Annotated in this window: 12 protein-coding genes; 4 read left to right on the top strand and 8 right to left on the bottom strand. The window is 66.6% G+C overall.

Annotated features, from left to right (window positions below; all coding sequences use genetic code 11):
• Positions 1 to 30 precede the first annotated feature (30 nt).
• Positions 31 to 1,548, bottom strand: a complete 1,518-nt coding sequence (locus M2282_RS28590; RefSeq protein ID WP_280812162.1) for an AMP nucleosidase — start codon at positions 1,546 to 1,548, stop codon at positions 31 to 33.
• A gap of 61 nt (positions 1,549 to 1,609) precedes the next feature.
• Here M2282_RS28590 and M2282_RS28585 point away from each other — a divergent pair, with 61 nt between their 5' ends.
• Complete coding sequence (locus M2282_RS28585) at positions 1,610 to 2,509, top strand: ketopantoate reductase family protein (RefSeq protein ID WP_280812161.1); 900 nt, start codon at positions 1,610 to 1,612, stop codon at positions 2,507 to 2,509.
• Between the two features lie 110 nt (positions 2,510 to 2,619).
• Here M2282_RS28585 and gorA read toward each other — a convergent pair whose 3' ends face one another.
• Entirely contained in the window at positions 2,620 to 3,978 is a 1,359-nt protein-coding gene (gene gorA / locus M2282_RS28580) for a glutathione-disulfide reductase (protein WP_280812160.1), read from the bottom strand.
• Positions 3,979 to 4,103: 125 nt separating this feature from the next.
• Between gorA and M2282_RS28575 the strand changes: the two genes are divergently transcribed.
• On the top strand, positions 4,104 to 6,137 hold the full coding sequence (locus tag M2282_RS28575) for a PEP/pyruvate-binding domain-containing protein (protein WP_280812159.1): 2,034 nt from the start codon (positions 4,104 to 4,106) through the stop codon (positions 6,135 to 6,137).
• A gap of 33 nt (positions 6,138 to 6,170) precedes the next feature.
• Here the strand turns inward: M2282_RS28575 and M2282_RS28570 are convergent, their stop codons facing one another.
• The 3 genes from M2282_RS28570 to M2282_RS28560 all read right to left on the bottom strand — a co-directional run bounded on the left by M2282_RS28570 (position 6,171) and on the right by M2282_RS28560 (position 9,987).
• Positions 6,171 to 8,120, bottom strand: a complete 1,950-nt coding sequence (locus M2282_RS28570) for a TRAP transporter large permease (RefSeq protein WP_280812158.1) — start codon at positions 8,118 to 8,120, stop codon at positions 6,171 to 6,173.
• Positions 8,117 to 8,785, bottom strand: a complete 669-nt coding sequence (locus M2282_RS28565) for a TRAP transporter small permease subunit (RefSeq protein ID WP_280812157.1) — start codon at positions 8,783 to 8,785, stop codon at positions 8,117 to 8,119. The genes M2282_RS28570 and M2282_RS28565 overlap by 4 nt, the downstream gene beginning before the upstream one ends.
• 92 nt (positions 8,786 to 8,877) lie before the next feature.
• The gene (locus tag M2282_RS28560; protein WP_280812156.1) at positions 8,878 to 9,987 is read right to left on the bottom strand and encodes a TRAP transporter substrate-binding protein; all 1,110 of its coding nucleotides are present in this window, start codon (positions 9,985 to 9,987) and stop codon (positions 8,878 to 8,880) included.
• Between the two features lie 218 nt (positions 9,988 to 10,205).
• Here M2282_RS28560 and M2282_RS28555 point away from each other — a divergent pair, with 218 nt between their 5' ends.
• On the top strand, positions 10,206 to 10,616 hold the full coding sequence (locus M2282_RS28555) for a rhodanese-like domain-containing protein (protein ID WP_280812155.1): 411 nt from the start codon (positions 10,206 to 10,208) through the stop codon (positions 10,614 to 10,616).
• Between the two features lie 321 nt (positions 10,617 to 10,937).
• On the opposite strand, the gene lysM is transcribed toward M2282_RS28555, so the two are convergent.
• Positions 10,938 to 11,402: a peptidoglycan-binding protein LysM gene (gene lysM / locus M2282_RS28550; RefSeq protein ID WP_280812154.1), complete on the bottom strand. Its 465-nt coding sequence runs from the start codon at positions 11,400 to 11,402 to the stop codon at positions 10,938 to 10,940.
• Positions 11,403 to 11,536: 134 nt separating this feature from the next.
• On the opposite strand from lysM, the gene M2282_RS28545 reads away from it, so the two are divergent.
• On the top strand, positions 11,537 to 12,313 hold the full coding sequence (locus tag M2282_RS28545) for a type III pantothenate kinase (protein WP_280812153.1): 777 nt from the start codon (positions 11,537 to 11,539) through the stop codon (positions 12,311 to 12,313).
• A 15-nt stretch (positions 12,314 to 12,328) separates the two neighbouring features.
• Here the strand turns inward: M2282_RS28545 and M2282_RS28540 are convergent, their stop codons facing one another.
• Together M2282_RS28540 and M2282_RS28535 are read right to left on the bottom strand one after the other, a co-directional pair.
• Complete coding sequence (locus M2282_RS28540) at positions 12,329 to 13,657, bottom strand: serine hydrolase domain-containing protein (RefSeq protein WP_280812152.1); 1,329 nt, start codon at positions 13,655 to 13,657, stop codon at positions 12,329 to 12,331.
• A gap of 30 nt (positions 13,658 to 13,687) precedes the next feature.
• Positions 13,688 to 14,503 carry a crotonase/enoyl-CoA hydratase family protein gene (locus tag M2282_RS28535; RefSeq protein WP_206175992.1) on the bottom strand — a complete coding sequence of 272 codons (816 nt, stop codon included), beginning with the start codon at positions 14,501 to 14,503 and terminating at the stop codon, positions 13,688 to 13,690.
• Positions 14,504 to 14,533: the final 30 nt, after the last annotated feature.

The following is a 14,533-nucleotide window of genomic DNA, read 5'->3' as shown; positions in this document are numbered from 1 at the left end:
CTAGGTGAAAACCCTAGGTGACGCCAACTATTACTGGAAAGCGACCTCCGCGAAGCTGCGCAGCTTGCGGCTGTGCAGCCGGGTCGAACCCTCTTCCCGAAGGATGTCGATGGCCCGCATGCCGATGCGCAGGTGCTGCTCCACCCGCTCGCGGTAGAAGTGGTTGGCCATGCCGGGCAGCTTGATCTCGCCGTGCAGCGGTTTGTCGCTCACGCACAACAAAGTGCCGTAGGGCACGCGGAAACGGAAGCCGTTGGCCGCGATGGTCGCGCTTTCCATATCGAGCGCCACCGCGCGGCTCTGGCTGAAACGGCGCTGCGGCTGGTTGCCGGGCAGAAGCTCCCAGTTGCGGTTGTCGGTGCTCGCCACGGTGCCGGTGCGCATGATCTTCTTGAGGTCGGGGCCTTCGTAGCGCGTGATGTCGGCCACGGCCTTTTCCAGTGCGAGCTGGATCTCCGACAGCGCCGGAATCGGCACCCACAGCGGCAGTTCCTCGTCGAGCACATGGTCCTCGCGCACATAGGCGTGCGCCAGCACGTAGTCGCCCAACTGCTGCGTGTTGCGCAGGCCCGCGCAGTGGCCCAGCATCATCCAGGCGTGCGGGCGCAGCACGGCGATGTGGTCGGTGATGGTCTTGGCGTTGGCCGGACCCACGCCGATGTTCGTCATGGTGATGCCGCTGTAGTCCTCGCGCACCAGGTGGTAGGCCGGCATCTGCGGCAGCCGCGGCGGTGCCGTGCCTTGGCTGCCGTCGAGCAGGTGGCCGAAGGTGGCGCTAGCGCCGGCATCGAGCCCGCGCCGGCGCGTGACCACGTTGCCCGGCTCTATGAAGGCGATGTATTCGCTGTTCTCGTCGGCCATGGCTTCGTGGCCCAGCCGCACGAACTCGTCGATGTAGAACTGGTAGTTGGTGAACAGCACGAAGTTCTGGAACCACTCGGGCGCGGTCCCGGTGTAGTGGCGCAGGCGGTGCAGCGAGTAATCGACGCGTGCGGCCGTGAAGAGCGACAGCGGCTGCGCCTCGCCGTCGCGCGCCTCGAAGGTGCCGTTGGCGATGCCGTCGTCCATCACGCCCAGGTCGGGCAGGTCGAACACGTCGCGCATCAGCGCGCGGCGGTCGTCGCTCATCGTGCCTTCGATGTGGTCGTTCTCGGCGAACGAGAAGTGAATTGGAATGGGCTGGGTGCTGGTGCCCACCTCGAGTTCGACCTGGTGGTTTTCCAGCAGCAGGCGGAACTGGTCGAGGTAGTAGCGCGAGAAGAGATCGGGCCGCGTCAGCGTGGTCTCGTAGCGGCCGGGCCCGGCCACGAAGCCGTAGCTCAGGCCGGCATTGGCCGGCGGCGTGTGGCGCGAAACGGTGTGGGTGTGCACCCGGACGAACGGATAGCAGGCCCGCACCCGGCCCGGCAGCGCCTCGCCGGCCACGAAGCGCAGCATCGACTCGCGCAGATGGGCGAGCCCGCCCTGGTAGATGGCCTTGACCTGGTCGAGCGCGGCAGCGGCGTCGGTGAAGCGGGCGGGGGCGACGAATGTGGGCATGTAGGGCATGGCGGCATTGTGCAATGGGCCGTTAACCTATGGCTGGACAGACAACCAGGAAAACGAATCGATGAAAGTCGCAGTCATGGGCGCCGGCGCAGTCGGCTGCTACTACGGCGCCATGCTGGCGCGCGCGGGCCACGAAGTGGTGCTGATCGGGCGGCCTTCGCATGTGGAGGCCGTTCGCGCGAACGGCCTTCGGCTGGAGACGAAGAGCTTCGACGAACAGGTGCGGCTCGGTGCGAGCACCGAGGCGAGCGCGGTGCAGGGCGCCGATCTCGTGCTGTTCTGCGTGAAGTCCACCGACAGCGAATCGGCCGCCGCGCAGATCAAGCCGCACCTCTCGCCCGATGCGCTGGTGCTTACGCTGCAGAACGGTGTCGACAACGACGAGCGCGTGCGCTCGGTGCTTGCCAACGAAGTGGCGGCCGCCGTGGTCTACGTGGCGACCGAGATGGCCGGCCCGGGCCATGTGAAGCACCATGGCCGCGGCGAGCTGGTCATCGCGCCTTCGCGCGCGAGCGAGCAGGTCGCGCAGCACCTGGTCGCCGCTGGCGTGCCCACCCAGATTTCCGACAACGTGCGCGGCTCGCTCTGGGCCAAGCTGGTCCTGAATTGCGCCTACAACGCGCTGTCGGCCGTGTCGCAACTGCCCTATGGCGAACTCGTGAAAGGCACGGGCGTGGCCGATGTGATCCGCGACGTGGTCGCCGAATGCCTCGCCGTGGCGAAGGCCGAAGGCGTCACCATCCCCGGCGACACCGATGCGGCCATCCGCGGCATCGCGCAGTCGATGCCTTCGCAGTACTCATCGACCGCGCAGGATCTCGCACGCGGCAAGCTCAGCGAGATCGACCATCTCAACGGCCTGGTCGTGCGCCGCGGCGAGGCGCTCGGTGTGTCCACGCCCGCGAACCGCGTGCTGTTCGTGATGGTGAAGCTCCTCGAAGGAAAACAGCAGCCTCGCTGACCCCCTCTTTTCGCGGAACACCGCGGAACCGGCTTCGCCGGGCCGCAGGTGTTGCCCCCGGTAGGGGGTTGGAGAAGCGACACGAAGTGCGCGAAGCCTGGGGGCGAGCCCTATCCAGGCATGGGTTCGCGCATGGTGACGAACTCTTCGGCACCCGTCGGGTGAATGCCGATGGTGCTGTCGAAGATCGCCTTCGTCGCACCGGCGCGCATCGCCACCGCGAAGCCCTGCACGACTTCGCCTGCGTCCGCGCCCACCATGTGCAGGCCGACTACGCGGTCGCTCTTCTTGTCCACCACCAGCTTCATGAAGGTGCGCTCGCTGCGGCCCGAGAGCGTGTGGCGCAGCGACTTGAATTCGCTGGAGAACACCGTGACCTCGCCGAACTTCGCACGCGCATCGAGTTCGGTGTAGCCGCAGGTGCCGATGTTCGGATGGGTGAACACCGCCGTGGGGATGAATTCGTAGTCCATGCGGCGCTTGCCTTTGCCGAACAGCTCGTCGACCACCACCATCGCTTCGGCCAGCGCGACCGGTGTGAGCTGCACCCGCGTGGACACATCGCCCACCGCGTAGATCGACGGCACCGAGGTGCGGTAGTGCGCATCGACCGCGATGGCGCCCTTGTCGTCTAGCTTCACGCCAGCCGCTTCGAGGCCGAGCCCCTGCGTGTTGGGCACGCGGCCGGTGGCGAACAGCACCGTGTCGGCTTCGACCTGCTGGCCGCGCGCGAGCGTCACGACCAGCCCGTGCGGACCGCGCGCGATCGACGAGGCCTCGCAGTTCAGCCGCACATCGACGCCCGCCTTGCCCATCTCGTTCGCGAGGAACTGACGCACGTCGTCGTCGAAGCCGGTGAGCAGATGCGCGCGGCGGTGCAGCTGCGTCACCTTGGAGCCCAGGCCGTTGAAGATCGACGCGAATTCGCACGCGATGTAGCCACCGCCCACCACCAGCAGGCGCTGGGGGAACGGGTCGAGGTCGAACATCGCATCGGACGTCACGATGTGCTCGCGGCCCGGAATGTCCGGCACGAAAGGCGTGCCGCCGGTGGCCACGAGCAGGTGGCGCGCGGTGTGGCGCTTGCCGTCGATTTCCACCGTGTGGCCATCGACCAGCTGCGCCCATCCGGCGATCACCGCGACGCCCGAGTTCTTCAGCAGCGAGGCGTAGATGCCATTGAGACGGCCGATTTCCTTGGCACGCTGCGACTTGAGGAGCGCCCAGTCGAACTGCGGCTCGGCGGGCAGTTTCCAGCCGTAGCCCGCGGCCTCCTCGAACGATTCGGCATAGCCGGCCGCATAGCTGTAGAGCTTCTTGGGAATGCAGCCCACGTTGACGCAGGTGCCGCCGAGATCGGCGGCCTCGGCCAGCCCCACGCGGGCCCCCGTCTGCGCCGCCATGCGCGCAGCGCGAACGCCGCCGCTGCCGCCGCCGATGACGAAGAGGTCGAAGTCGAATGTGGGCATGAGAAGAAGCTCCTTTCGGGCGACTGTAGCGGGCGGTCGATGGCAGCGCTTTCCATGGGACTTGGCGCGTGTGCCGCCCGCGGCGACGCAAGCGAGAATTCGCCCCGCAACAAGAGGGACACCCCATGAAGAACAACAGCACCCAGGATCGGACGCGCAAGGCACCGGCGTGGCTATCGGCGTTGGCACTGTGCGCAGCGGCCATCGCGCCCTTGCCGGCCGAGGCGCAACTCGCGCGCAAGCCCTCCTTCTACCAACGGCAGAACGAGCCGCAGCCCGAGGGCCCGGCTGCGCAGCTCGTTCCGCGTCCCGCGGTGCCCGGTTCGTTGCCGGCGCTGCGCGGGCAGGGCGACTTCGACACGCTGGCCCGTGTCTACGACCCCGGCACGCCGATGCAACTGGCCCATGTGCTCTTCATCGTCGATCGCCAGGCCAGGCCGGTGCGCACCTATTACATCGATACGCCGCGCTACCAGCTGCACGTGCGCTTCGTGCGCGACACCGGTCTTTCGCCGCGCGCCGGCAAACGCGAGATCGACCGCAACTACCTCGTGCCCGACCGCCGCTTCCTGTTCGGCACGCTGAGCTGGCAGCAGAACATCGGCAGCTTCACCTATGAATTCTGGGAAGGCGACCAGCTCACCGCGCCGCTGCTCAAGCAGGCCGACGCACAGGTGAAGGCCAGCTTCTTCGCGCCCGTGAAGTTCAAGACCAATTCCACGTTGCACGATCGCGTCGCCAAGGAAGCGGGCATCGATTTCGTGAGCCAGGAGGCGCTGATCCGGGAGCAGCCCTACATGCCCATGAACCTCGGCACCGCGACGGGACGCGTGCGCATCGTGGACGACGCATCGGGCCTGAACGCACTGTTGCCCGACGACATCGCCGTGCTGCGCCAGGTGCCGATCAACCTGCCGCCCGTGGCCGGCGTGCTGACCGAGAGGCCATCGACCGCGCTCTCGCACGTCAACCTGCTGGCCAAGGGCTGGGGCATTCCGAATGCCTATGTGCGCGGCGCCGCGACGGTGCTGCGCGAGCATGCGGGCCAGTGGGTCGCGCTCAAGGTCGCGGCCTCGGGCTATCAGGTGCGTCGTCTCACGGCCGAAGAAATCGCAGCGCTCCCGCCGCGCGCCGTGCGCAGCGCCGCCACAGGCGCAGTGCCCGGCAGCGACAGGGCCGTGAAGCCCGACCTGCGCGAAACGCGCCTGCTGCCGCTGGCCTCGCTGCGTGCGCGCAACAGCGCGCAGTGCGGCTCGAAGGCCGCCAACCTCGGCGCCCTGCTGGCCGCGCGCATTCCATCGACCACCGTGCCCGACGGCTTCTGCATTCCGTTCGCGCACTACGACCGCTTCATGCGAACCCACGGCCTGGCCGATCGCATCGCGCGCATGCAGCAGCAGCCCGGCTTCGCGAGCGATCCGCAGCAGCGGCAGAAGGCGCTCGCGCAATTGCGCGACGAAATCGTGAAGTGGCCCGTCGATACCGCCACGGCCGCATCGTGGCGCGCCGCGTGGCAGTCGCAACTGGGCGGCGGCGGCGTGTTCGTGCGCAGCTCGTCCAACTCCGAAGACCTGCCCGGCTTCAGCGGCGCCGGGCTCTACACCACGGTGCCCAACGTGAAGACCGGGGATGCGCTCGAGCTCGCGGTGAAGAAGGTCTGGGCCTCGGTGTTCAACCCCGAGGCCTGGGAGGCGCGCAGCGCCGCGGGCTTCGGTGCCGAGTCGGTGCTGATGGGCGTGTTCGTGCAGACCGCCATCGACTCGACCAACGCCGGCGTGATGATCACCCGCGATCCCTTCGACGCCGGCCACCCCTACGTCACCTACATCTCGGCCAAGCGCGGCATCGGCATCCGCGTGGTCGAGGGGCAGCGCGTGGCCGAGCAGGTGATGTATTCGAGCTGGTCGAAGGCGATCCAGGTGCTGAGCCGGTCGGCCGAAGAGACGGCGCTGCAGCTCGACAAGGACGGCGGCGTGAAGGAGGTGCCGGTGGAGCAGGGGCGCAACGTGCTGACCGATGAGCTCGTCGTGCGGCTCGCCAATGTGGGCGCTGCCGTGAAGCGCACCTTCCACGCGGTCGATCAGGACATCGAATGGGCGACGGTGGGCGACAGGATCGTGCTGTTGCAGGCGCGGCCGTACGTGGAGCGGCGGCGCTGAAAAAAGGGCGTGCCGGGCACGCCCTTCATCGATTCAGCCATAGAGGTACTGCGGCAGCCACAACGTCAACCCCGGCCAGATGTACATGAACACCATGCACAGGATCACGATCAGCATGTACGGCATCATCCCCGCGAATATCTGGTTGATCGTCACGTGCGGTGGCGACACTCCTTTCAGATAGAAGGCCGACATCGCCACCGGCGGCGAGAGGAAGGCCGCCTGCAGGTTCACGAACACCAGCACGCCGAAGAGCAGCGGATCGATCTGGAAGTGCGCCAGCAGCGGCAGGAAGATGGGCACGAAGATCACGATGATCTCGGTCCACTCCAGCGGCCAGCCCAGTACGAAGATGATCGCCTGCGACAGCAGCAGGAACTGCAGCGGCGACAGGTTCATGCTCAATACCCACTCCTCGATGATGCGTTGCCCGCCCAGCAGCGCGAACACCGCCGAGAAGAGGGCCGAGCCCACGAACAGCCAGCAGACCATCGAGGTGGTCTTCAGCGTGAGGAAGACCGCCTCCTTGGTCTTCTTGAAGTCCAGCGTGCCGGCCTGCCACGCCATGAGGAAGGCCCCCGCCGCGCCGACCGCCGCCGACTCGGTGGCGGTCGTGATGCCGAACAGGATCACGCCCAGCACCACCAGCGTGAGCGTGGCCAGCGGCATCACGGACGACACCAGCATCCGCAGGATTTCGAACTGCTCCGCGTCCATGCGCCAGTAGTACCAGCCGAGCAGCGCGAGCGTGAAGACGCTCGCGAGCAGGAAGCCTGTGTAGAAGGCTTCGGGCACGGCGGCGGTCTTCGGTGCATCGACTGCTTCGCCGAGTTGTTGAAGTCCGCCCTCGGCGCTTGATGGCGGTGAAGCGGTTTCGCTGCCGGGTGGCTCCTCCACACCGCCGGGCGGCTCCTGCAGGCCGCCTTCCGATCCGGCTTCCTTCGGCGCGTCGTCGGTCGGCGGTTCGGCCAGGCCCGTGCCGCTTTCAGAGGAAGAAGACGAGGACGCCTCGGGCAGTGTCGCAGCTGCTCCCGCGGTCCTCTGCGTCGCCTGCTGCTCTGCCACGACCGGCGCGTTGTTGTCCTTCTGCGAGTAGATCGTCACGTACCACCACACCGAGCCCAGCGTCACCGCAGCCAGCGCCAGCGGCACCAGTGCGTTCAGCAGGCTGCGCAGCAGCATCCACCAGGTGATGCGCACGCCTTCGGCCGCGCCACGCAGCGCGCGCGCCGGCGACACGACCGCAGCGAACAGCGCGGGCAGCATGCGCGGCGAATAGCTGGCCGCGATGTGCGCGACCCATGGCGTGATCGGCGCACGCTGCTTGTCTGCAGGCAGCTTGGGCGCGACCTTCGGCTGCAGCACGGCCCAGCCGATCACGTAGATCAGGTAGAGAAACGCGAGGAAGAAGCCCGGGAACATCGCGGCCGCATAGAGCTTGACCACCGACTGCCCGGCCACGGCCGCGTACACGATGATCATCACCGAGGGCGGAATCAGGATGCCGAGCGTGCCGCCGGCCGTGATCACGCCGGCGGCAAGCCGCGTGTCGTAGCCCGCGTTGAGCATCGGCCGCATCGCGATCACGCCCATCAGCACCACCACCGCGCCGACCAGGCCGCTCGCGATGCCCCAGAAGGTGCACACGATCAGCGTCGTCACCGCGAGCGAACCGGGCACGCGGCGGAAGGCGAGCTGCACGCTGTGGAACATCTTGTCCACCAGCGCGCCGCGCTCCATCACATAGCCCATCAAGACGAAGAGCGGAATGGAGAGCAGCGTTTCGTTGGTCATCGCACCGAAGGCGCGCTGCACCATCAGGTCGAAGACCTTGTTGTCCAGCCAGGGCATCGACGGGTCGTAGAAGGCTATGAAGCCGAAGAACATGCCCAGGCCCATCAGCGTGAACGCCGTGGGGAAGCCGAGCATGATCACGACCACGATCAGGCCGAGCATCGAGAGGCCGAGTGCGGGTTCGCTCATACGGCACCTCCGGTCGAGTCGCTCTTGCGTTGTTGTGCGGCCTGCTCGATGGACTTGGCCCTGTCGATCACTTCGCGCTTGTCGGCCTCGTCGACGTAGCTGCTGCCGGCGAGCTGCTCGCCGACCACGTCCATCTCTTCGGCATCCTTCAGCCGCGGCGTCCACACGCCGGTCTTCAGGCACAGCGCGCAGCGCACCATCTCCGCGATGCCCTGCAGCAGCAGCACCGCGCCGGCGATCGGAATGACGAACTTGAAGGGGTACACCGGTATCGGGTCGGCATTGAAGGTCTGCTCGCGCATCGCGAGCGATTCGCCGAAGTAGGTCCAGCCCGACCAGGTGAGCGCCACCACGCCGGGGAGGAAGAAGACCGCGAACAGCACGAGGTCGAGCGCAGCCTGCGTGCGCGGCTTCATGCTGCCGTAGAAGAAGTCGCCGCGCACATGGCCGGCCTGCGAGAGCGTGTAGGCGCCGCCCATCATGAAGAGCGTGCCGTAGAGCATGTTGTTGGCGTCGAAGATCCAGGCGGTGGGCGCGTTGAGCGCATAGCGCTTGAAGACTTCGCCGCACACCAGCAGCATCAGCGCCACGATGAGCCACGAGAAGGTCTTGCCCACGACCATGCTGAACCGGTCGACGGTATGGAGGAAACGTTGGATGGTCATGAAGGCATGGCAGGCAGAAAAGCACGCATCAGAAAGCCAGCCATCCGGAGCGTTCCGGATGGCTGGCGCAAACCGTCATCGGCAGATCTCTCTCAGCTCTTCTTTTTGCTGAAGTAATGGTTGTAGGCCATCTTGAAATCGACGCCGTAGTCGTTCTGCCACTGCAGCGCGCGCTCGGCGAAGACGCGCTGCGAATCGAGCACCTTCTTGAAGAGCGGGTTCTCCCCGGCCTTCTTCTCCACCGTCTTGTCCCACGCGGCGAGTTGCGCGCGCAGCACCGCATCGGGCGTCTTGTAGAACTTGATGCCGGCCTTCTTCATGTCCGCATAGTCCTGCGAATTGCGCTGCACCGCCTTCCAGCTCATGTCGGCGCTCGCGGCCTGCACGGCGTAGTCGATGATCGAGCGCAGCTCCTGCGACAGCCCGCTGTACTTGCCCTTGTTGAACAGCACCTCGAACTGCTCGCCCGACTGGTGGAAGCTCTGCAGCATGCAGTTCTTCACCACGTCGGGAAAGCCCAGCGTGCGGTCGCTCGATGCGTTGTTGAACTCGGCCGCGTCGATCAGCCCGCGGTCCAGCGCAGGCACGATTTCGCCGCCGGGCAGCGGGTTCACCGCGGTGCCCATCTCGGTGAACATGTCCACGGCCAGCCCCACGGTGCGGAACTTGAGCCCCTTCATGTCTTCCACCTTGGCCACCGGTTTCTTGAACCAGCCCAGCGGCTGCGTGGGCATCGGGCCGTAGAGGTAGGACACCACCTCCATGTTCAGGCTCTTGTAGATCTCCTCGAGCAACGCCTTGCCGCCGCCGTAGTTGTGCCAGGCCAGCACGGTGTTGGCGTCCATGCCGAAGCCCGGACCCGAGCCCCACAGCGCCAGCGCCGAGTTCTTGCCGTAGTGGTAGGCCACCACGCCATGGCCGCCGTCGAGCGTGCCCTTGTTCACCGCCTCCAGCAGCTGGAACGCAGGCACCACGGCGCCGGAAGGCAGCACCTCGATCTTCAGGCGGCCGCCGGCCATGTCGTTCACCTTCTTGGCGAAGTCGTTGGCGTACTCGTGGAAGATGTCTTTCGCGGGCCAGGTGCTCTGGAAGCGCAGCGACGTGGTCTGGGCCATGCTGACCATAGGCGCCGACATGGCGCCTGCGGCCACGGCTGCACCCTTCAGGAGGTTGCGGCGGCGGGGTGATTTGCTCTCTGTCATGTTGTCTCTCTCCATCCAATTTCTGACCGAAGAAACCCTGCCCGCCATCTTGGAGTTATGTTCGACAGGCCCAAGCCCGATCTTTGGCGCGCGCGAAAACGCGACAAACAGGGTTTTCACGAACCGGTGAAAAATTCCACCATCCGGCGGGCGCCGGGCGAGGTAAAGATGACCGCAGCCCGCGAGGTAACCCTAATGAAATGGAAGGATGCAGAGAAATGACTGAACCCGTTGGTGAAAAAGGCTACGCCGGCGACGTGACGCCCGAGCAGGCCGCACAGTGGCTCACGAGCGGCGAGGCCGTGCTGGTCGACGTGCGCACCGATGCCGAGCGCGAGTGGGTCGGCTATGTGCCAGGCGCCGTGCCGCTGGCGTGGAAGCAATGGCCGGGCATGGCGCTGAACCCGGCGTTCGATGACGGTGTGCGTGCTGCGGGTGAAGGCGGCAAGAAGCTGGTGCTGCTGTGTCGCAGCGGTGTGCGTTCCATCGCGGCCGCCAAGCGCGCTACCGAACTGGGGCTGGAGGCTTACAACATCCTCGAAGGCTTCGAAGGGAATCCGGATGAGCAGGGGCATCGCGGATTGCTCGGTGGGTGGCGCAAGCGCGGGCTGCCCTGGAAGCAGAACTAGCGTTCGGTGCGGCGATCACGCCGACGGGGTACCTTGCTCCGCGAATGTCCTCCGCCCTTCGGGCTCCCCCTTTATTTCGCTGCGCAAGGCACCCCGTCGGCGTGATCGTCATGCGCAGCGGTCGTTGATCGGCCGCACACCGGCAGCGTGCCCAAGTGCACAGGGCATCGGGTGCTCCCCGCAGCGAAATCAAGGGGGAGGCCGCAGGCCGGAGGACATTCGCGGAGGGGAGTACCCGGTGGCCTGTGCACACGCCCTGAACAAAGACCGCGAAAAAACAAAAGGCCCACCGTTTCCAGTGGGCCTTTTGTTGCGATCGGATCAGCTCAGCGCCGGAATCCGCAGCTTCTGCCCCGGATAGATCTTGTCCGGATGCGACAGCATCGGCTTGTTCGCCTCGAAGATCGCGTTGTACTTGTTGGCGTCGCCGTAGTACTTCTTCGAGATGGCCGAGAGCGTGTCGCCCTTGACCACGTCGTGGTACTGCGCGGGTGGTGCTGCGGGGGCGACCAGGTTGTTGTCCACGCTCGTGACGTTGGCCACGTTGCCTGCGGCGAGCGAGGCTTTCTCGCTGGCCTCTTGCGAGGGCGCCTGGCCTGCGAGGGTCACCACGCCGCTGCTGGCGGTGTAGGTCACTTCGAGTCCGGTGAGGCCGAGGTTCTGTGTCTCGATGTAGGTCTTGATAGCGGCTGCGGCCGCCGTGTTCGCATCGGGCGTGGCCGCCTGGGCCGACGAGCCGCCGAACAGTTTTTCACCGGCTTCCTTGATGAAACTGAGCAATCCCATGGTGTTCTCCTTGTGCCGTGATGGATGGAATTTGCGAATGTAGCGGTGGACCACCGCAGGGCAGCGTAGGCCCATGCCGCGTGTGTCAAAGACGCGCCAGCAGGAATAACAACAAAGTCGCAATAATCCCGCGCATGGCATCCCCCTTCCTCGCAATCGACATCGGCAACACCCGCCTCAAATGGGCGCTCTACGACGGGGCGCATCCGGGCGCCGCGTTGCAGGCCTCGGGCGCGGAGTTCCTGGACCACATCGAACGATTGGCCGATGGCCCCTGGGCCGACCTGCCTGCACCCGGTTCCATGCTCGGCTGCGTGGTGGCCGGCGACACCCTGCGGCGCCGCGCCGAAGAGCAGATCGTCGAGCGCTTCGACTGCACGCCGCGCTGGGTGGTGTCCAGCCCGGGCGAGGCGGGCATCGTCAACGGTTACGACCACCCCACGCGCCTGGGTGCCGACCGCTTCGTGGCAATGATCGGCGCCCGCCACCGCATGCTCGCGCAAGGGCCGGCGCGGCCGATGGTGGTGGTGCTGATCGGCACGGCGGTCACGGTGGAGGCGATCGACGCCAGCGGCAAGTTCCTCGGTGGGTTGATCCTGCCGGGCCACGGCATCATGCTGCGCGCGCTGGAGTCGGGCACCGCGGGCCTGCATGTGCCGACCGGCGAAGTGCGTGAATTTCCCACCAACACCAGCGATGCGCTCACCAGCGGCGGAACCTACGCCATCGCGGGCGCGGTCGAGCGCATGGTGCAGCACGTGCGCTCGCACTGCGGCGAGGAGCCGGCCTGCTTCATGACCGGCGGCGCGGGCTGGAAGATGGCGCCCGTCATGAACGGGCACTTCGAACTGGTCGAGAGCCTGATCATGGACGGCCTGCTCGTGATTGCCCGCGAGCGCGCCGCCCTTTGATGAACTGAAGAAGAATCAGGGCCGCGCGATCAGCGCCTCGGCCACCGCCTGGAATGCCGGCAGCGTGAGCGGATCGTTCCCGCCATTCGCCGCTATCGGGTGAGCGGCGTAGCGCACGATCACCATCTCCGCCTTCGGATCGACGTAGATGCTCTGGCCGTGGATGCCGCGCGCCATGTAGGCGCCATGTGGGTTGTGCGACACCCACCACATGTCGCGGTATGACCAGCCCTGCAGCAGTGCATAGCCGGCCTTGGCGAACTTGGCCGGGTCGCCGCCGCGCTGGATGTCTTCGACCACCGCCTTCGGAATGGCTTGCTGTCCGTTGGGCGCGCGCCCGCCGTTGCGCATGGTCTCGCCGAAGCGCGCGAGGTCGCGCAGCACCGTGTTCAAGCCGCCGCCGCCCGACTCGGTGCCGATGCGGTCGACCATGAAGTACGCGTCCTGCTCGGCGCCGATGCGGCGCCAGATCTTCTCGCTCAGCAGGTCGGCCAGCGACTGGTTGCTTGCGCGGCGAAGAATCCACGCGAGCACCTCGGCGTTCACCGTCTTGTAGGCGAAGGCGGCGTCGTGCGCGCCTTCCTTCTTCAGCGTCACGAGGAATTCGTAGAACGACTTGGGGCCCGTGTAGTTCGGCCCTTGCGTCAACATGCCGCCGGCGCGTGCGTAGTCCCAGATCTCGGCCTTCGGGTCGGCGTAGTTCTCGGAGTAGTGCACGCCGACGGTCATGTCCATCACCTGGCGCACCGTGGCGTCGCCATACGCGGTGTCCTTGAGTTCGGGCAGGTACTTGGTGACGGGCGCCGACGGATCGAGCTTGCCCTCGTCCGCAAGAATCGCCGCGAGCGTGCCGACGAAGGACTTGGTCACCGACATCGCGATGTGCGGCCGCTCGGGCGTGAGCGCGCCGAAGTACTTCTCGTAGACCACGCGGCCGCGGTGCATCACGAGGATGCCGTCGGTGTAGGTGCGCGGGATCATCTGCGCGAAGGTCACGGTCTCTTCGCCGCCGAGCGGCTTGAAAGTGACGGCCTCGATGTCGTCGCGCGGTGCCAAAGGCAAGGGGCTCGCGGCGCCACTGCCACGCCACACGTTGGCCGTGGGCACTGTCTCGCGCACGTGCGAGAAGCTCCAGCGCGTGCGCGGAAACACGCCGCCGGCCGGGTTGTCGAAGGTGATCTGCTTGTCGGGCGGGGGCGGAAAGCCCTTCATCCAGCCGAGCGCGTCGGCCGAGGTGGCCGCGGGGTCGGGCAGCGCGGCGGGTGCGGGCGTCTGTGCGTAGGAGGTGTTCACGGCGAGCAGTGTGAAGGCGGCGGCAAGCGCCGTGCGTTTGAAAAAGGACATGGGTCTACAAGGCTCCGGTGGAATTCATCATCAACGACCGCTGAAACGCGCGGGACGCCGCTCGACGAAGGAGCGCACGCCTTCGGCCGCGTCCTCGCTGTTGGAGAGCCGCTTCTGCGTCTCGATGAATTCCGACACCGCCGCGAGCGGCCCTTGCTCGACGGCCTTGATCACATTGAGCCGCGTGGCCACGACCGCGAGCGGTGCCTGCGCCGCGATGCGCTGCGCAATGGCCAGCGCCGCATCGAGCTCCTGCCCGGCCGGCACCACCTTCTGCACGAAGTTCAGGCGATAGGCCTCGGCGCTGTCGAACTCGTCCGCCGTGAGCAGATGCAGCATCGCATTGCCCACGCCCGCGCGCTCGGCCATGCGCAGCGTGGCGCCGCCCGTGGCCATGATGCCGCGCTGCACTTCCATCTGCGAGAAGCGGCAGTTGTCGGCGGCCACCACGATGTCCGCGCCCAGCATCAGCTCGATGCCGACCGTGAAGCAGATGCCCTTCACGGCCACCACCATCGGCTTGGTGCGGCGGCGGTAGTCGGGCAGGCCGAAGTCGTGCGGCTCCACCAGGCCGGCGGGAATCGCCTTCTCGCCGCGCTTCATGTACTCGGTGACCGCCGGCAGATCGAGGCCCGCCGTGAAGTGGTCGCCGAAGGCATGCAGCACGCCAACGCGCAGGTTCGGGTCGTCGTCCAGGCGCGTGTAGGCCTCGGCCAGTTGCTTGAACATCGGCGGCGTCCAGCCGTTGCGCTTGGCCGGACGGTTGATGCCGATCAGCAGCACATGGTCGAGCACCTGGGTGTCGATGCAGCCTTCGACGGGCGGTGTGGTGGGCGTGGCAGTCATTGGTTTTTTGTCTCCGGGTTGTTCTTGTTG

This window comes from Variovorax boronicumulans (genome assembly GCF_029892485.1).
Classification (GTDB): domain Bacteria; phylum Pseudomonadota; class Gammaproteobacteria; order Burkholderiales; family Burkholderiaceae_C; genus Variovorax; species Variovorax boronicumulans_B.
This window is presented reverse-complemented; position numbering and strand designations above follow the sequence as displayed.